This window comes from Pseudomonas sp. PDM25, from assembly GCF_019219045.1.
Classification (GTDB): domain Bacteria; phylum Pseudomonadota; class Gammaproteobacteria; order Pseudomonadales; family Pseudomonadaceae; genus Aquipseudomonas.
Genome location: NZ_JAHUWL010000006.1, coordinates 87,138 through 105,787, shown reverse-complemented (window position 1 = coordinate 105,787; position 18,650 = coordinate 87,138). Strand labels below are relative to the sequence as shown.

At 60.6% G+C, this 18,650-nt stretch carries 15 protein-coding genes; 2 read left to right on the top strand and 13 right to left on the bottom strand.

Annotated features, from left to right (window positions below):
- Positions 1 to 41: 41 nt before the first annotated feature.
- The 9 genes from KW848_RS12800 to KW848_RS12760 form a co-directional block, all read right to left on the bottom strand.
- Positions 42 to 1,193: an acyl-CoA dehydrogenase family protein gene (locus KW848_RS12800; protein WP_218537039.1), complete on the bottom strand. Its 1,152-nt coding sequence runs from the start codon at positions 1,191 to 1,193 to the stop codon at positions 42 to 44.
- Positions 1,194 to 1,211: 18 nt separating this feature from the next.
- The gene (locus KW848_RS12795; protein WP_218537038.1) at positions 1,212 to 2,300 is read right to left on the bottom strand and encodes an enoyl-CoA hydratase/isomerase family protein; all 1,089 of its coding nucleotides are present in this window, start codon (positions 2,298 to 2,300) and stop codon (positions 1,212 to 1,214) included.
- Positions 2,297 to 3,193, bottom strand: coding sequence for a 3-hydroxyisobutyrate dehydrogenase (gene mmsB, locus KW848_RS12790; protein WP_008066845.1), 897 nt, complete (start codon positions 3,191 to 3,193; stop codon positions 2,297 to 2,299). Before mmsB ends, KW848_RS12795 begins: the two co-directional genes overlap by 4 nt.
- 25 nt (positions 3,194 to 3,218) lie before the next feature.
- Positions 3,219 to 3,992, bottom strand: a complete 774-nt coding sequence (locus KW848_RS12785; RefSeq protein WP_218537037.1) for an enoyl-CoA hydratase — start codon at positions 3,990 to 3,992, stop codon at positions 3,219 to 3,221.
- Positions 3,993 to 4,037: 45 nt separating this feature from the next.
- Positions 4,038 to 5,546 (bottom strand): CoA-acylating methylmalonate-semialdehyde dehydrogenase, encoded by a 1,509-nt coding sequence (locus KW848_RS12780; RefSeq protein ID WP_218537036.1) that lies wholly within the window; start codon positions 5,544 to 5,546, stop codon positions 4,038 to 4,040.
- A 102-nt stretch (positions 5,547 to 5,648) separates the two neighbouring features.
- Positions 5,649 to 7,352, bottom strand: a complete 1,704-nt coding sequence (locus tag KW848_RS12775) for an AMP-binding protein (RefSeq protein ID WP_218537035.1) — start codon at positions 7,350 to 7,352, stop codon at positions 5,649 to 5,651.
- 354 nt (positions 7,353 to 7,706) lie between these two features.
- Entirely contained in the window at positions 7,707 to 8,957 is a 1,251-nt protein-coding gene (locus KW848_RS12770; RefSeq protein ID WP_218537034.1) for an OprD family porin, read from the bottom strand.
- A 173-nt stretch (positions 8,958 to 9,130) separates the two neighbouring features.
- A complete protein-coding gene (locus KW848_RS12765) occupies positions 9,131 to 10,780 on the bottom strand; it encodes a cation acetate symporter (RefSeq protein ID WP_218537033.1) in 1,650 nt (549 codons plus the stop codon).
- Positions 10,777 to 11,106 carry a DUF485 domain-containing protein gene (locus tag KW848_RS12760; RefSeq protein ID WP_218537032.1) on the bottom strand — a complete coding sequence of 110 codons (330 nt, stop codon included), beginning with the start codon at positions 11,104 to 11,106 and terminating at the stop codon, positions 10,777 to 10,779. Before KW848_RS12760 ends, KW848_RS12765 begins: the two co-directional genes overlap by 4 nt.
- A 398-nt stretch (positions 11,107 to 11,504) precedes the next feature.
- On the opposite strand from KW848_RS12760, the gene KW848_RS12755 reads away from it, so the two are divergent.
- Positions 11,505 to 12,455 carry a LysR family transcriptional regulator gene (locus KW848_RS12755; protein ID WP_033053263.1) on the top strand — a complete coding sequence of 317 codons (951 nt, stop codon included), beginning with the start codon at positions 11,505 to 11,507 and terminating at the stop codon, positions 12,453 to 12,455.
- 53 nt (positions 12,456 to 12,508) lie between these two features.
- Complete coding sequence (locus tag KW848_RS12750) at positions 12,509 to 13,537, top strand: AraC family transcriptional regulator (RefSeq protein WP_218537031.1); 1,029 nt, start codon at positions 12,509 to 12,511, stop codon at positions 13,535 to 13,537.
- A gap of 79 nt (positions 13,538 to 13,616) precedes the next feature.
- On the opposite strand, the gene KW848_RS12745 is transcribed toward KW848_RS12750, so the two are convergent.
- From KW848_RS12745 to KW848_RS12730, 4 genes are all read right to left on the bottom strand, one after another.
- Positions 13,617 to 14,540 carry a transporter gene (locus KW848_RS12745; RefSeq protein WP_218537030.1) on the bottom strand — a complete coding sequence of 308 codons (924 nt, stop codon included), beginning with the start codon at positions 14,538 to 14,540 and terminating at the stop codon, positions 13,617 to 13,619.
- Between the two features lie 106 nt (positions 14,541 to 14,646).
- On the bottom strand, positions 14,647 to 15,831 hold the full coding sequence (locus KW848_RS12740) for a serine hydrolase (RefSeq protein WP_218537029.1): 1,185 nt from the start codon (positions 15,829 to 15,831) through the stop codon (positions 14,647 to 14,649).
- 379 nt (positions 15,832 to 16,210) lie between these two features.
- Complete coding sequence (locus KW848_RS12735; protein WP_218537028.1) at positions 16,211 to 16,999, bottom strand: SDR family oxidoreductase; 789 nt, start codon at positions 16,997 to 16,999, stop codon at positions 16,211 to 16,213.
- 56 nt (positions 17,000 to 17,055) lie between these two features.
- Positions 17,056 to 18,603: an amino acid ABC transporter permease/ATP-binding protein gene (locus KW848_RS12730; RefSeq protein ID WP_218537027.1), complete on the bottom strand. Its 1,548-nt coding sequence runs from the start codon at positions 18,601 to 18,603 to the stop codon at positions 17,056 to 17,058.
- Between the last annotated feature and the right edge of the window lie 47 nt (positions 18,604 to 18,650).

Sequence of the window (18,650 nt, the reverse complement as noted above, 5' to 3'; positions counted from 1 at the left end):
TGGGCGGCCGGACGCGGCGGGCGCATCCGGACGGGGGGGACTCAGAGCGCGTAGTGGGCCAGCTCGCGGGCGATCAACAGGCGTTGGACCTCGCTGGTGCCTTCGTAGATCTGGGTGATGCGTGCATCGCGGTAGTAACGCTCCACCGGGTAATCCTCCAGGTAGCCATAGCCGCCATGGATCTGCATGGCGCTGGAGCATACGCGCTCGGCCATTTCCGAGGCGAACAGCTTGGCCTGCGAGGCTTCTGACAGACACGGTTGCCCGGCGCTTTTCAGGCGTGCGGCATGCAGCACCAGCAGTCGGGTGGCATTGAGCCGGGTGTGCATATCGGCGAGCAAGTTGGATACGCTTTGGTGTTCGATGATCGGCTTGCCGAATTGGACGCGTTCGCGGGCATACCCCAGCGCGGCCTCGAAAGCGGCGCGGGCGATGCCCAAGGCCTGGGCGGCGATACCAATGCGACCACCTTCCAGATTGGACAGGGCAATGGCCAGGCCCTTGCCGCGTTCGCCCAGCAGGTTAGCCTCGGGGATCGTGCAATTGTTCAGGGTCACCGCGCAGGTATCCGAGGCCTTGATCCCCATTTTGTGCTCACGGCGGTCGACCACGAAACCAGGGGTGTCGGTCGGTACCAGGAAGGCCGACAGCCCCTTCTTGCCCCGTTCCGGATCGGTGACGGCGAAAACGATGGCCAGCTTGGCGCGCTCGCCGTTACTGACGAACTGCTTGGCACCGTTGAGCACCCACTGCCCATCATGCAGTTCGGCGCGGGTGCGCAGGTTGTGTGCTTCGGTGCCGGCCTGCGGCTCGGTCAAGCAGAAGCAGCCTATGGCCTGGCCGCTGGCTAGAAGCGGCAACCAGTCGTCTTGCTGAGTCGGGCTGCCATATTTCAGCAGGGGGCCGCAACCCACTGAATTGTGGATGCTCATCAATGCGCCGAGGGCACCGTCGCCGGCCGAGATTTCCTCCACGGCCAGGGCGTAGGCCACATAGTCCGTGTAGCTGCCACCCCAAGTGTCCGGCACTACCATGCCCAGCAGGCCCAGTTCACCCATCTGCGCCACCACGGCGTCGTCGATCCAGCCGGCCTTCTCCCAGGCTTGGGCATGCGGGCCGACTTCGCTGCGGGCAAAGTCGCGCGCCATGTCGCGGATCATGCGTTGTTCTTCGGTCAATTCGATATCGTGCATTGCAGTGTCTCCTGCCGATCAGGCGGTGCGAAGAGGGTTGGCGGAGGCCGGGTGGAAGCCGCTGAAAAAGGATTGCACCCGCGGTGGTGCCAGTTCCGCCAGGGTTGGCGGGTTCCAGCGCGGAGTTTTGTCCTTGTCGATGATCAAGGCGCGCACGCCCTCCATCAGGTCGCCTTTGTCGAACCACTGATAGTCCAGGTGCAACTCCAGGGCAAAGCAGTCGGCCAGGCTCAGGTAACGGCCGCGGCGCAGCAACTCCAGGGTCACGGCCATCGCCAGAGGCGAACGGCTGTCGAGCAGCTTGACCGTTTGTTCGGCCCAGTCGCGTAACTCAGAACGCTGCTCGCGCTGCAGGGCGGTGCGTATGGCCGGCACATCGGGCAGGGCGAAATATTCATCGATCACCTGGCGATAGGCCTTGAGCTCCGACCCCGCTATACGCTCGGTGGCCATGCCGCCGAGCAGGTCTTGCAGGTCTTGGTCCGGCGCACCGCTCCAGTTCAACTGATCCAGCGCGGCATCCAGTTCAGCCAGTTGCTCACTGGGCAGGCAGTAGTCAGCCAAGTTGGCATAGAGGGCATCGGCGGCACGTACCTGGCAGCCTGTGACCCCCAGATAGATTCCCAGCTCACCCGGAAGGCGCGGCAGGAAATAGCTGCCGCCGACATCGGGGAAAAAGCCGATGCCGACTTCCGGCATACCCATCCGCGTGCGCTCGGTGATCACCCGCAGTGAGGCCGCCTGTGCCAGCCCCATACCGCCACCCAAGACGAACCCATCCAGCAGCGCCAGCACCGGTTTGGAATAGCCATGCAGGTACTCATCCAGGGCGTACTCTTCCTCGAGAAACAGCTCGTGCAGGTTGTCGCCGGCCTTGTGACTGTCGTACAGCATGCGGATGTCGCCACCGGCACAGAAGGCTTTTTCCCCGGCGCCACGAAGGGTCACGGCGACGATCTCCGGGTCCTGTTCCCAGACCCACAGGTACCGGCACAACAGAGTCACCATGGGCAGGTCCAGGGTGTTCAACGCGCTTGGTCGATTCAGCGTCAGGTGGCCGATGCGGTTGCGCACACTGGCCAGCACCGGGGCTTGCTGCTCGCTCATGCTTTTGCTTCTCCACGAAACAGTTTGATGATGGCGGAGAAGTCCAGACCGCCATTACCTTGCAGGCTGAAGGTCTGGTACAGCTGCTGGGCGGCAGCACCGAGCACCACCGGCTGACGCACATGTTTCGCTGCTTCGGTGGCGAGGCCGAGGTCCTTGAGCATCAGGTCGGTACCAAAGCCGCCACTGTAACCACGCGAGGCCGGAGCGTTTTCCAGCACGCCCGGGAACGGATTGTTGATCTCCGAGCTCCAGCAGCGACCGGTGGAGGTGCCGATGACACCGGCCAGCACCTTGGCGTCCATGCCCAGGGCCACACCCAGGGCCATGGCCTCGGCGACGCCGACCATGGAGATGCCGAGCAGCATGTTGTTGGCGATCTTGGCCACTTGGCCGTTACCTGCTGCGCCGCAGTGCACGATGTTCCTGCCCATGGCCGAGAGGATCGGCAGGGCCTGGTCGAATACGCTGACCGGGCCGCCGACCATAAAGGTCAGGGTGCCTGCCGTCGCGCCACCGGTGCCGCCGGATACCGGCGCGTCGAGCATCGGGTTGCCTTGGGCAAGGGCGAATTTGGCCACTTCGCGGGCACTGAGCGGGTCAATGGTCGAACTGTCGATCAACAGCACGCCCTGGCCAATATTGGCCAACAGGCCCTCCTTGCCGCGATAGACCTGCTTCACATGGTCGGCGGTCGGCAACATGGTGATGATCACCTCAACCTTGGCTTTGGCCACAGCGGCGGGTGAGTCAGCGGCGCTGGCACCGGCCTCCACCAGGGCGGCGACCGCCTGCGGGAAAGGATCGAAAACGGTCAGGCTGTGTCCAGCCTTGAGCAGGTTGCGGGCCATTGGGCCGCCCATGTTGCCGAGGCCGAGAAATCCGATATGCATGATGACTACCTTTTGCGAGTGGGGATCAGCGGTGCAGGAAATTCGGCACGCGCTTTTCGACGAAGGCTTGCATGCCTTCCTTTTGGTCGTGGCCAGCAAACAGCGAATGGAACAGCCGACGCTCGAAACGTATGCCTTCGCTGAGGCTTATTTCTTCAGCGCGGTTGACGCATTCCTTGATCATCATGGCCGCCGGCAGCGACTTGCCGGCAATGCCGCGGGCGACTTCCAGGGTCCGATCCAGCAACTCCGCGACGGGGAAAACACGGGCCACCAGGTTGGCGCGCTCAGCTTCCTCGGCGCCGAGCTGGCGGCCAGTCAGGCACAGCTCCATGGCTTTGGACTTGCCAACGGCGCGGCTCAGGCGCTGGGTGCCACCGATCCCGGGAATCACTCCCAGGTTCAGTTCCGGAAGGCCGAAGCGGGCGTTATCGGCGGCGTAGATGAAGTCGCACATCAGCGCCAACTCGCAGCCGCCACCCAAGGCATAACCGGCTACAGCGGCAATCATTGGCTTGCGCCGGGCGCCGATGCGGTCGGCGGCGGCGAAGAAATCGTCCAGGTAGATCTGCGGATAACCCAGCGCGGCCATCTCTTTGATGTCAGCGCCGGCGGCAAAGGCCTTGGTCGATCCGGTGATGACCAGGCAGCCGACTTCGGGGTCGGCCTCCAGGCGGTGCAGAGCCAGGTTCAGCTCGGCGATCAACTGACTGTTCAGCGCGTTGAGCGCCTGCGGTCGGTTGAGCGTAATCAGGCCGACGCGCTGTTGCACTTCAACCGTTAATGTCTGGTATTCCATCGTTCAGTTCCTGGCCGGCCGACGCTGGGCGCCGGCCGGAAGAGATCATTTAAGGGTGATGGTGGTGTTCACCGAACCGCCGGTGTCATCCTCGTCGAACCAGCGCTGGGTGACCGTCTTGGTCTGGGTGTAGAAGGTCACCACTTGTTTGCCGTAGGGGCCCAGGTCACCGAGTTTGGAGGCGCGCGAACCGGAGAACGAGAACAGCGGGACCGGTACCGGGATTGGCACGTTGATGCCTACCTGGCCGACGTCGATTTCTTCCTGGAAGTGACGGGCCGCAGCGCCGGAGCGGGTGAACAGGGCAGTACCGTTGCCATTCGGGTTGGCGTTGATGATCTCGATCGCTTCGCTCAGGCTGGCGGCGTGCATGACACACAGCACCGGGCCGAAGATTTCTTCGCGGTATACGGACATTTGTGCAGTGACGCCGGAGAAGATGGTCGGGCCGACGAAGTTGCCGTCCTGGTAGCCAGGCACGCTTGGGTTACGTCCATCCAGTTCGAGTGTGGCGCCTTCTGCAATGCCGCTGGCGATCAGGCTGTTGACGCGATCCAGAGCTGCGCAGGAGATCACCGGGCCGATGTCGGTGCCCGGTTCGGTGCCGCCATTGATCTTGAGGGTCTTGGTTCGCTCGATCAGGTCCGGCAACCAGGCCTGCGCTTCACCCACCAGAATGACCACCGGCAGGGCCATGCAGCGCTGACCGGCGGCGCCGAAGGAGGCGCCCAGCAGATTGTTCAACGTCTGCTGCTTGTTGGCATCGGGCAGGACGATGGCGTGGTTCTTCGCGCCCATCATGCACTGTGCACGCTTGCCATTCTGGGTAGCGCGGTTGTAGACGTGTGTGCCGACCTTGGTCGAACCGACGAAGGACACGGCCTTGATGTCCGGGTGGTCGCAGATCAGGTTCACCGCGTCGACGCCACCGTGGATGACGTTGAGCACTCCCTTCGGTACACCGGCCTCCAGGGCCAGTTCGACCAGGCGCATGGTCACCAGCGGGTCTTGCTCGGACGGCTTGAGGATGAAGGTGTTGCCGGTGGCGATGGCCATCGGGAACATCCACAACGGGATCATCGCCGGGAAGTTGAACGGGGTGATGCCGGCGCACACGCCCAGCGGCTGCATCAAGGTGTAGGTGTCGACGCCATTGGCCACGTTGTTGGCCAGTTCGCCCATCTGCAGATTGCCGATGGCGGTTGCGTGCTCAACGACCTCTAGCCCGCGGAACACATCACCTTCTGCATCCGGCAGGGTTTTGCCCTGTTCAGCGGTGAGCAGGGCGGCCAGTTCCTTGATGTTTTCGCGGATCAGTTGCTGGTATTTGAAGAAGATCCGGGAGCGGGCACCGATCGGAGTCTTGCGCCAGGTCTTGAAGGCTTCTTTGGCGCTGGCCACGGCGGCGTTCATTTCTTCGGCGGTGGCGAAGGGGACGCGGGCCAGGACTTCCTGGGTAGCCGGGTTGATCACGTCGCGCCATTGGGTGCTGCGCGATTCGACGAATTCGCCGTTGATGAGAAGCTTGACGCTAGGAATGCTGGAGGAGGTCATTTTCGGGTCCTGTCTACTTTTTTTGAGTCGAGTGAGGCCCCTCGGCCTGATTGGCCGAGCGGTCGCGTTTGAATTCAGAATGGCCGGCGTACCGGCCCGGGTTCAGCCCTTGAGTTGCGGGAAGTCTTCTTCGAAGTATTCCTGCGGGCCTCGTGCGTCACCCTGGCGACGCTGCACTTCCATTTGCCGCAATTCCACCCGGCGAATCTTCCCGGAGATGGTCTTGGGTAGCTCACTGACAAATTCGATGCGCCGTACCCGCTTATAGGGCGCCAGGTGCTCGCGGGCGAAGGCGAGGATGTTGGCGGCGAGTTCAGCGCTTCCGGGTTCGTCATGGGCCAGGATCAGATAGGCCTTGGGCACTGCCAGGCGCACCGGATCAGGGCTCGGCACCACGGCCACTTCCATCACGGCCGGGTGTTCGATCAGTGCGCTTTCCAGTTCGAAGGGGCTGATGCGGTAGTCGGAAGCCTTGAACACGTCGTCGGCACGGCCGACGAAGGTGATGTAGCCCTCTTCGTCGATCTGTGCGGTATCGCCGGTGCGGTAGTAACCGTCGCGCATCACTTCGGCGGTTTTTTCCGGGCTGTCCTCGTAGCACAACATCAGACCGAGTGGTCGCACGTCCAGCGGCAGGGCTACTTCTCCCTCGTTGCCGGGTACGCCGTCGGGGTCAAGCATGGTCACCTGGTAGCCCGGTAGCGGACGGCCCATGGAGCCGGGTTTGAGCAGTTGGCCGGGTGTGTTACCGACCAGCGCGGTGGTTTCCGACTGGCCGAAGCCGTCGCGCAGTGGCAAGTCCCAGGCATGCAGGATCTGCTCGATGATCTCCGGGTTGAGCGGCTCACCGGCGCCCACCAGTTCACGCAGTTTCAAGCGCTCCTTGTAACTGGCCAGGTCCTCCTGAATCAGCATGCGCCACACGGTGGGCGGGGCGCACAGGCTAGTGACGCCATAGCGCTCCAGCGCGCCAAGCAGGGCCGGAGCGCTGAAGCGCGCGACGTTGTGGATGAAGATGCAGGCGCCGGCGTTCCACGGTGCGAAGAGGCAGCTCCAGGCATGTTTGGCCCAGCCCGGTGACGAGATGTTCAAGTGCAGGTCACCCGGCTGCAGGCCGATCCAGTACATGGTCGACAGGTGGCCGACCGGGTAGCTCTGGTGACTGTGCAGCACCATCTTCGGTTTGGAGGTGGTGCCGGAGGTGAAGTACAGCAGCATCGGATCACTGGCCAGGGTGAGGCCCTCGACTTCGAACTGCTCGGAATACTCGCTGGCGGCGCTGTATGGGGTCCAGTCGGCGGGGGCCGGACCGACGCAGATGCGACTGCAGCCTTCACCCAGGCCGACGAACTTGTCGACATGGGCATTGCCGACCACGAGGTGGCGAACCTGGCCGCGCTCGATGCGGTCGCGCAGGTCATCCGGGGTCAACAGGGCGGTGGCGGGAATGACCACGGCGCCGATTTTGAAGGCGGCCAGCATGGTTTCCCACAGGGCGACGTCGTTGCCGAGCATCAGCAGGATGCGTTCGCCACGGCGCACGCCAAGGGCACGCAAGTGGTTGGCCACCTGATTGGAGCGCGAGGCCAGTTGCTGGAAGCTGTAGCGCTGTTCGCTGCCGTCTTCTTCAACGATCCACAGGGCGTTGGCCTGGTTGCCCTCGGCCATGGCATCGAAGTGATCCAGTGCCCAGTTGAACTCGTTCAGTTGCGGCCAGCGGAAGTCACGCACGGCAGTGGCGTAGTCGGTACGGTGGGCCAGCAGGAAGTCTCGAGCGGCGAGGAACGGTTGGCAGTTGCTGTTCATTGGAGTCTCCATCGATCGTGGTGACGATCGGCGCGGGTACAGGTACGGGATGGTCAGGCGGCGAAGGGGGCTTCGCTGCGGGCAGCAATGCGTACGAGACGCGTGCAGGTACCTGAGAGCGGGGAGACGGCGGCAAGCATGGATGTCTTCACGGTGTATGCCCTTGTTTGTTTTTGTTGGGTCTGGCGCGGTTCATGACCAGGCGCTTGAGCCCAGTATATGCATGCAAAAATCAATTAAAAATGCTCATAAAAACCGGTGCGTTGTGCAAAAAAATCATAGAGGTGGCGCGTTGGATCGGGGGGCCACTCGCACTCTCAGGCGATGCGAGCGGCCCCCGTCTGGCGGGGGGATTTACCAGAGCGCCAGGGTATAGCTGAGGATCAGGCGGTTTTCATCCAGATCGCTGCCGAAATTGGTCGAGCGCACCGTCGCGTTACGCCACTTCACCCCGACATTCTTCAACGGCCCGCTCTGCACGACATAACCAATGTCGGTATCCCGTTCCCATTCCTTGCCTTCCGGGCGGTTGCCGCCCAAATCGATATTGTCGCCGGTGAGGTAGCGGGTCATGAAGGTCAGGCCCGGAACGCCAATGGCCGCAAAGTTGTAGTCGTAGCGCGCCTGCCAGGATTTTTCGTCCTTGCTGGCGAAGTCGCCGATCTGCACGAAGTTCACCAAAAAGGCATCGGTGCCGTTGACGTAGGCGTAGCCGGTGTCGCCGCTCATGCCTTGATAACCCAGGCCTAACGCATGCCCGCCAAGGTTGTAGGTGAACATTGCGCCGATGGCGTTGTTATCGACATTGCTGCCGCCATCATCCGTGGAGCGGGCGAAGCGCAGGTCCGTTTTCAGCGACTGGCCCGTCGTCACCGGCAACACGTAGGTCAAGTTGACCAGGTGCTGGCTGTAGAAGTTGTCGAGGTGACCGTAGCTGTAGCCGGTGGCGAGGTTGCTGGTCCATTTGTAGTTAAGGCTGGCGAAATCGAAGCTGTCGCTGTCGAGATGACGGTTGGTGATGCCCTTGGCGCCAGTGCGGGTGATGCCCATGTCCTCGTAATCCGAGGAGTCGCGCTGATTGACCTGGGTCAGTCGTCCGGCATCCACCGTCAGGCCTTCGAGTTCCAGCGAGGTCAACTGGCCGCCCTTGAAGGTTTGTGGCAACAGCCGTGAATCGTTGGCCAGTACCGTCGGTAGTTTCGGCAGCAGCGTGCCGAGTTTCAGCGTGCTTTTGGAGGCACGCACTTTGGCGGTCAGGCCCAGTTCGCCGTACTCGTCCTGCGCACCTTTGCTCGTGTCGCGGTGGCGTTTGAGCAGGCCGGAGCCTGCGCGATCCGGGCTGGAATCGAGCTTGACGCCGAGCAGGCCGATGGCATCGAAGCCGACACCGATCAAACCGTCGGTGAAGCCCGATTCATAGCGCAGCAGGAAACCCTGGGCCCATTCCTCTTGTTTGGATTGGGCGGCGTTGTCCTGGCGATAGTCGCGGTTGAAGTAAAAGTTGCGCAGTTCCAGGCTGGCCTTGCTGTCTGCGAGGAAGTCGGCGTGAGCCTGTACGGCGAGGCCGCTGCCGGCCAGGAACAGGGTAAGGGTGGTAGGTTTCATTGGATGCCTTTTGTTGTTTTTGTTGTCGACGAGCCGCTCCCGCGCCATTTGGCGTTGGCGAGGGAGTGGCGCTTTTTGGGTGTCCTGCACCGAGCGGCGCAGGTCGGGCGTAAAAAAGCGCGAAGCAAAGGAGCGGACTCGCGCCAGGGGCATCAGCCCCGGAAAAAGCAGCGTCAGTGACTGCTGGCCATGGAAGCTCCAAGGCCGGTCTGGGCACGGACGAATTGGTCGGCATAGGCGGCGCGCTCGCGGTCGGCGCGCTCGCTGCGGTCAAGCCTGGAAGCGACCACTATGACCAGGAAGGCCAGGGGCATTGAGAACAGCGCCGGTTGGTCGTAAGGGAAGAGCGCTTGGGCATGTCCCAGTACACCGACCCAAACCGACGGTGAGCAGACCACCAGGGCCAGCGCGCTGATCAGGCCGGTCAGGCCGCCATAAAGGGCGCCGCGGGTGGTCAGGCCGCCCCAGTACATGGACATGATCAGTACCGGGAAATTCGCCGATGCGGCGATGCCGAACGTCAGGCCGACCAGGAAGGCGATGTTCTGGCCCTCGAACAGAATGCCAAGGGAAATCGCAACGATGCCCAGGCAGACGGTGGCAATGCGCGACACGCGCATTTCCTTTTTCTCGTCGGCGCGGCCCTTCTTCAATACCGAAGCATAAAGGTCATGGGAGATGGCCGAGGCACCCGCCAGGGCCAGACCGGACACGACGGCGAGAATGGTGGCGAAAGCCACGGCGGAGAGGAATCCGAGAAACAGGTTGCCGCCCACCGCTTTAGCCAGATGCATGGCAACCATATTGCCGCCGCCGATCATGGCGCCGCCGAGCTTGCCGTCGACATAGTACTGCGGGTCTGTGCCGACGATGACGATGGCGGTGTAGCCCAGGATGCAGACCACCAGGAAGAAGAAGCCGATGAACACCGTGGCGAATAGCACCGATTTGCGCGCTTCCTTTGCATTGGGCACGGTGAAGAAGCGCATCAGAATGTGCGGCAGGCCGGCGATGCCGAAGACCAGTCCGAGGGACAGTGACACCGCGTTGATCGGGTCGGCCAGCAAGGTGCCCGGGCCCATAATCTGCACGCCGCTGGCATGCACCGCCACGGCTTGGGCGGCCAGCGTCTCGAAGCTGAAGCCGAAACGGCTCAGGGCCATCAGCATCAGGGTCGTGCCGCCGGCCAGCAGCAGGACCGCCTTGGTGATCTGCACCCATGTGGTGGCGAGCATGCCGCCGAAGATCACGTAGACCAGCATCAGCAGGCCGACCACCACCACCGCCGTGCGATAGTCGAGGCCGAACAGCAGCTTGATCAACTGGCCAGCACCGACCATCTGCACCACCAGGTAGCAACACACCACCGTCAGCGAACCGAGGGCGGCGAAGCTGCGCACGCGAGTCTGATCCAGGCGGAAGGAGACGATGTCGGCGAAGGTGTAGCGCCCCAGGTTGCGCAAGCGCTCGGCCATCAGGAAGGTGACGATAGGCCAGCCGACAAAGAAGCCAATGATGTAGACGAAGCCGTCGTAACCCTTGGCGAACACCATGCTCGACAGGCCCAGCAAAGTGGCTGCCGACATGTAGTCACCGGCGATCGCCAGGCCATTCTGAAAACCCGTGATACCGCCGCCGGCACTGTAGAAGTCGGCAGCGGAGCGCGTGCGACGGGACGCCCACCAAGTGATCAGCAACGTGGCAAGGACGAAGACGAAGAACATGCCGATGGCATGCACATTGAGCGGTTGCTTCTCCGCGGTGATAGTTGCGGCGTTGGCCAGCAGCGGGCTTAGGGCGAGAAGGGCGAGTAGGCGTTTCATGCGCGGGTCTCCAGGAGGATCTGCGCGCTGAGCGCGTCGAAACGGGTGTTGGCGGTGTTCACATACCAGGCGGTAAGCAGCCAGGACAGCAGGATAATTGCCACGCCGATCGGCATGCCGAGGCTGAGATGACTGCCGTCGTACAGCGGCAGGTGCAGCCAGGCAGGTGCGAAGGCCACTACCATGATGAAGCTGTAATAGACAGCCAGGACGGCGGCGCTCAGTGACCAGGCCAGCAGCGCGCGCTGGCGGGTGAGTCGCTGGAACTTGGGATTGGCCCTGACCTGGGCGCAGGTCTGGACGTGGTTCGGATGGTCAGTCGTCATGATGAGGCTCCGCTTTTAATTGTTGTTGTATGTCGGCCTTTTGAGGGGCGTACGGGTACCCGGGCGACGTCCCGAAGCGGAGCGTCACCTGAATGCTGCTGGAGTCGTATCTGCCCTGGCGATCTTCCGGAGGCGAGGGGTGTTGAAATGACGTCGGTCAGGTGCCGACAGGGAACCCGTCTATGAGCTCTCGACGGGGCCGAATGTGGCAGTGATTGCGCTGTCGCACAGCTGCCTGTTTTCGGCTTGAAAGCAGTGTTTTTTCCCTGCATTCATGCCGTCAGCCCTGATTGAAATTTGGGCGTTTCCGGTTGAGAAACGATGCTGGTCAAACCAGGCTGAATGCGAGTATATGTTGGCTAATTTCCAATATGTATTGGCAGAAAAGCCTGATGAATATGCAAAAACGCACAACCCAAAGTCATGTGAATTGGGACGATATGCGCTTCTTTCTCGAGGTCGCCCGTGCTCACACCGCGAGTGGCGCAGCACGTCGTTTGGGGGTGGACTACACCACGGTGTCGCGGCGCATCCGAGCCCTTGAGCAAAGCCTTGGTGCACTGCTTTTCGAGAAGTCCCGAGCGTCGGGTTTTGTCATGACTGTCGAGGGGCAACGCCTGGTCAGTCACGCCGAAACGCTGGAAAGTACGCTGCTGGCAGCCTGCGAGCAGGTTTCCGGAACCACCGGGGGGCTCGCCGGACACCTGCGCATCGGCTGTACCGAGGCTTTCGGCTCCTGTTTCATCACCACGCAGATGAGCCACTTCATCATCCATTACCCGCATATCTCCGTGGACATCCTGCCGGTCCCGCACTTCGTCAACCTGTCACGGCGCGAGGCAGACATCGCGATCACCCTGGAGCGGCCTGAGCGCGGTCCGTACGTGTGCTCGCGGCTGTGCGACTACCGACTGCGTCTGTATGCGACACCGGAGTACCTGGCCAATCATTCGCCGATTGCCAGTCGCGAGGACCTGGCCGGTCACCCCTTCGTGACCTATGTCGAGGATCTGGCCTTCAGCTTCAAGCTGCTCTACCTGAACGACCTGCTGCCCGGCGCGCACAGCCGCCTGCGCAGCACCAGCGTAGTTTCCCAGTACCATGCGGCGCTGGAAGGGCGCGCGCTGGCCATCCTGCCTTGCTTCCTCGCTGGTCCCGACCCGCGCCTGTGCGAAGTGCTCCCGGATGAGGTGGAGGTCACTCGACAGTTCTGGATGTACTACAGCGAGGACCTGCGCAAGCTCAAGCGGATTACCTTGGTAGCCGACTACCTGCGCGCCTGCGCGGATCTCAATCGCCCGCTGCTGATGGGCGAGTCGCAAGGGATGGCCTACTTGCCATCGCCCTGAGGTTGCTACTCTGATCAGCGGTTCACCCTAAAATAATAAAAACAGGTGTCTCCATGCGTCTCGACCATGCGTTGTTAACCGATGTCAGCGGCAAGCCGCTACGCCAGCAACACAAAATTTTTTCAACCGATTGGGATGAAATCAGCGACTGGTCGGATCGCGTTTACATGCCCTATCGTGTGGCCCCCATCTGGCATGCCATCAAGCCGCGCGCAACCATGCATTCATCCAGGATTGGCGAGTTGACGCTGACTCGTTTTGCCTATGGCGTTGGTGTGAGCGTCGATGAGTTTTCGCCCGAGGCGGGGAATGCATTACTGCTTACGACCATTCGCGGTAATGCCCGGCACTGGACTCAGCGTTCGGTCACCGAGGATACGGCAGTAGGTGAATCCTTCATTGCCAATTGCAGTCGTGTCGATTACCGGATCGACCTCGACCCGGATCACCTGCAACTGAATCTGACTATTCCTCATGCAGTTTTGGAACGGATGGCGCAGCAGTGGTTTGGGTTCGTGCCCGATGATCAGTTCTGGAGACACAAGTGCGTCATCGGCGGAGTCGGTTCGAGCTGGCTAAGCCTGCTGGAGTACACGGTTCGTTGCGTGGCCGAGGCTTCCGAACACATGGCTGAAGGACGTCTGGGGGCTCATCTGGAGCAAAGTCTTTGCGTTCATCTATTGCGAGAGTGGGCTGCCCGCGCCGCGCAAGCAGGGCTTGATTTCAATAGTCCAATGAACCGGATTGCACCGCGTTATGTCAGGGCCGCCGAAGAGTTCATGAGTGCCAATGCAGCGAGCCTGCCGACGTTGGCAGAGGTTGCCAGTGCCGTCGGGACCAGTGTGCGGGCATTGAGTGGAGCCTTCTCGCGTTTTCGCGGCATGACGCCCGGTGCGTTCATGCGCGAGCAGCGGTTGCAGGGTGTGCGCCGCGATTTATTGGCAACGGATCAGGAGTCGGGTACGACTGTTTCCACCATCGCCTTTCGGTGGGGTTATCTAAACCTGGGTGAATTTGCGGGAATCTATCGCAAGCGTTTCAGTGAATTACCCTCCCAAACCTTGCAGCGCCGACTGCGTTAGCGATGCGAGGCAGGAAAGGGCACCGAAAGTGACGTCCAATCCACTCTCGGTGCCCTGGAAGCCTACCACTTGCTGTAGGTCAGAACACCCACAACAGTCGTAGGTTTACCCGCTGCTTTTCCTTGAAGCCGTTGTCGACCGATACGTCCTGGCCGTAATTGAGCAGGGCCTGGAACGTAGGGGTCATCCAGTACGATCCCCCGACCCGGTACTTGCTGGTGTTGGGTTCATCGTTCTGATCCTGACCGTCAACGCGCGTCTCACCACCCCAGAGTTGAGACGCGCCGACATGCACCGACAGCTTGGGCGTCACGGCGTACCTCAGGTACGTCTGGGCTTGCCATAGTGGCTTCTGGCGCAACGTCAGGCTTTGACTCGTGAGGTCGTCATTTTTGCCAAACAGGGTCACGTCGGCGGTGAGGTCCAGGGATAACTTTTCAGTGAGGCCGGTCACATAGCCCGTCTGCAACGTCATCTTCCAACGGTTTTCTCCAAGGTTGAGTGCATCGTTTCGGTCATAGTTACCGGTCGGCACGTACAGGTAGGGCGCTATGCCCCAGTAACGGTTCTTCGCCGGATCATTCACGAGCCACAGGGTGGACGCCAGAATCAAGTCGCCCGTGCCATTGGCTTGTCCCAACGCGTCGTTATCGCGTGTTCCTTCCAGGCGCCCGAATGGCAACAGGAACTGCGTATTGATCGTGTAGTCACCCAACTGCTGGTAATTCGCGACGCGCAATATGCCGATATCCGAGTCGAGTCCCGCTTTGATCGCAACCTTGTGACCGTTACCGTAAAGCGACCGCCGTTCGGCATGCTGGAGGTAAAGCAAGCCGATATTGCTGCCGGCTGGAAGCGCAGCGGCGTATTCGCCGGCGTCCACATCGACGGCTCCGGCGTTGCCCGCCAGAGTCGCCAACAGGAGGCCAGCACTGATTGTTGACGTGCCAAATGCGCATTCTGTGGATCGAGCGCGCACAGGGGTACGTGTGGAGATCTCCATGAGTCACCTGTTTTGTTTTTGTTGTTTTCGGAGAAGGGGATAGTTTTCTTGCGCCATCGCCTGGAGCCCTTGGAGGGCTCTCATGCGAATCGAATCAAGTACGGGTTCAGGTGGTCAGATTGCGGTAGGCCGCCGTTTCGAAATCCAGATATCCATTGGTCGAAACAGGGTCTACGAATGGCAATATCTGAGTGGCCCAAAAACCGCCGATGCCATTCTTGCGATCGATCCAATAGAAAAGATTGGCCAATCCAGCCCACGCCAAAGAGCCCGCAGGACGACCGGTGGGTGCGTCTTGTTCGTTGATCATGAAACTCAACGCCCATGACTTTGGCATGCCGGGGAAGAATTCCGCCGTGTGGGAAATACTCGGAATCACGCAGGGAAGGGCTTTTATTTTCAGGTTGTCGAGCCCGTTTTTTTCAGCGAAACGAATCGTCTCAGGCTTCAGAATGGGTCCGTGATCACCTTGTCCATCGTTTAGCCAGGCCCGGATGAACAGGCAATAATCCTTCACTGTCGAGAACAGACCATGGCCTCCCATGTGCACTTCTGGTTCCTCTGGAAGGAGGGAACCCTCGACTGCGGTCAGCGATCCATCTTCTTCACGCTGATGCATTCCAGCCCGTCGCTGGAGCATCGATGCGGTCATGCTAAAGGCGGTATCGGTCATGCCCAGCGGCTCAAAAATACGTTGTTGCATGACTTCACCCAGACGTTTGCCGGTAATGGCCTCGACCACCAGACCGGCCCAATCCATGCTGGAACCGTATTCCCACTGTTCACCAGGCTCAAACAGCAAGGGCGTCATGAGTGCCGCCAACGATCCACTGATGATGCTGGGTTGGCGTCCTTCCTGGACTAGCCTGTTGTAGTTTTCGTTAAAGAATTCATAACCCAGACCTGCTGTATGAAGCAGAAGCATCCGCGTGGTGATGTGTTTTTTGGGCGCGCGAAGCCGCGGGGTGCCGTCGATATCAAACCCTTCGAGCACCTTGAGTTCGCCGATCATCGGCACATAGTTCCTGGCAGGCGCATCGAGATCCAGTAGGCCGTCCTCGACCAACTGAAGCACCGCCGTGGCGGTTATCGCTTTAGTCGTCGAAAACATGGCGAAAACACTGTCGGTCGTCATTGCACCGGCTTGACCGAGCGTCCGTTGACCTGAAGCTCCTTCGTAGAGCAAACCGTCGCGCCCGGTTATTGCTGCGACTACGCCTGGGACGCGCTGCGGTCCAGCGGTGACGGTATCGAGCAAGTGGTTGAGTGATGATGTAAACACTGGATTCATTATTCTTATTCTCCTTACACCCGACCCATAGTCCGCTCGGCTAGAGCCTATGGCGGGGTGTGCAGTGGCAGGACTGACTGGACCGACGTGAAGCGATGAACGTCGGTCAGTGGAGAGTAAGAAGATAAAATTAAAGCGTCTGTCGGCTGCCGGCAGAGGGTGTCGGAATCAGGCACTTATTTAAGTGCCGCGCAGGTGGGCTTGATAGACAGTTTCCGACAAGCACCGGCAACCCATAACGACTGATAGGGAAGTACAACAGACTTAGTTGCAAAGCCTGCCGTACTACTGAGTTCATTTGGACTCGGTATCAGGGTTGAAGGTTGGAACGCAATGGCGAAAGCATCTATGCCATTCGCGCCACTTGTGCCTGCCGTCTTTATTGGCTGGAGCGAATGGCCCCTCCATCAATCAACAGGTTCTGCCCGGTCAGGTAGCCCGCATGGCTGCTGCAAATGAAGGCGCACAGAGCGCCGAACTCCTCGGGTGAGCCGAAGCGTTTGGCAGGAATTTCGCTACGGCATTCGCTGAGGAATGCCTCACTGTCTTGCCCCGATTCTTCGGCTGCAGCAACCAGGTTGTCACGCAGTCGATCGGTGTCGAATGAGCCCGGTTGCAGGTTGTTGATCGTCACATTCCGACTGGCGATGTTGTCTTGCCGTGCAAGCCCTGCGATAAATCCCGTCAGACCACTGCGCGCGCCATTGGAAAGACCCAGGCTTTCGATCGGGGACTTCACGGCACTCGACGTGATGTTGATGATTCGGCCAAATCCGCGGGTCGCCATGCCGTCTACCGTTGCCTTGATCAACTCGATTGGTGTGAGCATGTTGGTATCCAATGCCTTCAGCCAGGCGTCGCGGTCCCATTCGCGGAAATCCCCGGGAGGAGGGCCTCCAGCGTTGTTGATCAAAATATCGAAATGCTCATGGGCCATGAGGGCGGCCGCGCGACCCTCGGGCGTTGAAATGTCTCCGGCTACGGCGATGACCGTCACTTCAGGATTTATCGCTCTGAGCTGACAGGCTGTTTCATTCAGCGTCTGTTCGCCTCGGGCGGTGATCACCACGTTCACGCCTTCGCTGACGAGTGCCTGTGCGCAGGCTTTACCCAGTCCTTTGCTGGCCGCGCACACCAGCGCCCAGCGTCCTGCTATTCCAAGATTCATGCGTGTTTTCCTGAAGGAGGCTCAAAGAAAGTGGTTGCCTGCTGCAGCATCCATGCTCACGCATGATTCGCAGTGACAGGCAGGTTTGGCGATCGAGTACTGATGCCCATAAAGCGCCGCACTCTCTCTCCTTCGGCATCGCAGCGTATGGTTTCAGGTGCAGCATCGAGTTGGATATTACCGTTCTCCATGAACACGACCCGGTCGGATATCGACATGGCAAAGTCCATTTCGTGGGTGACGATAATCATGGTCATGCCTTCACTGGCAAGGTCGCGTATGACGTTCAGCACATCGCCCACCAGCTCTGGATCGAGCGCTGACGTAGGCTCGTCGAACAGCATGATGTCCGGCTCCATGGCCAAAGCACGCGCGATCGCCACGCGCTGTTGCTGTCCGCCGGAGAGCTGGTGCGGGTACTTGTGGGCGTGGGCGAGCAGGCCGACCTTGTCCAGCAGCGCATAAGCACGGTGCTCGCTCAGCTCGCCCGGGATGCCGTGGTAACGCGGCGCCAGCGTGACGTTGTCGAGAATGGTGCGGTGCGGGAACAGATTGAAGTTCTGGAACACCATGCCAATGTGCCGCACGCCTTTGCGCAGACGGGCGCTGTTGGGTTTGTCCGACGCTTCGATGAATTTTTCACCGAACAACAGAATGTCGCCGGTATCGATAGTTTCCAGACCGTTGACCGTGCGGATCAGCGAAGTTTTGCCGGAGCCGGATGGGCCAATGATCGAGATCACCTGGCCGTATTCGACATTCAGATCGATACCCATCAGCACTTGGTGCGTGCCATAGCTCTTCTGGATGTTCTTCAGTTGCAGGATGGGCGTCGCGTTGCTGCTCGCGGCTTTACGCGCAATGTCGGGCAAGGCTTCGGCGCAGGCCTTGAGCTTGACCACGGCGGCGGCATCGAGTGTATGCGGCTTGCGGAAGTTCAGGTCCAGGTAGCGCTCCAGGCGCTGCAGGAAAAAGCCGAACACAGTGACGATCAGCACGTAGTACACGCCCACCGCCGCCAGGGTTTCCATGACCAAGAAGTTGGTGGCATAGAGGCGTTGGCCGACCGTGAGGATTTCGGTCAGGGAGATGACCGAGACCAGCGACGTCAGCTTGACCACTGTGATGTATTCATTGATCAACGTCGGCAGCGAGATACGGAAAGCCTGGGGGATCACGATCAAGCGCTGCATGCCGAACAGGCCGACACCCAGCGCGCGGCCTGCTTCCTTTTGGCCCTTGGCCACGGAGATCAGGCCACCACGGTGGATCTCTGCCATGTAAGCCGCTTCCGTGACCACCAGGGCAAGCAAGCCGGAGTAGAAGGGGTTCGACAGAATCGGACCGCTACCGGGAAACAATTGGGGCAAGTTGTAGACGAAGACCACCAGCACCAGCAGCGGGATGCTGCGGAAGAACCAGATGTAGACCGCCGCGGGAATGCGCAATAGGGGCGACTGGGACAACTTGGCCGTGGCCAGGCCAAAGCCCAGCAGCATGCCGAGGAACCAGGCCAGGGCACTGAGCTGGACCACCGTGACGCAGGCTTTCCAGAAGTCCGGCAGGGAGAACAGGGAGAAGAAATACGACCAATCGAATTGCATAGGGCACCTCGATCTGCCACCCCGGTGCAGGGGCGGCAGATGACCAG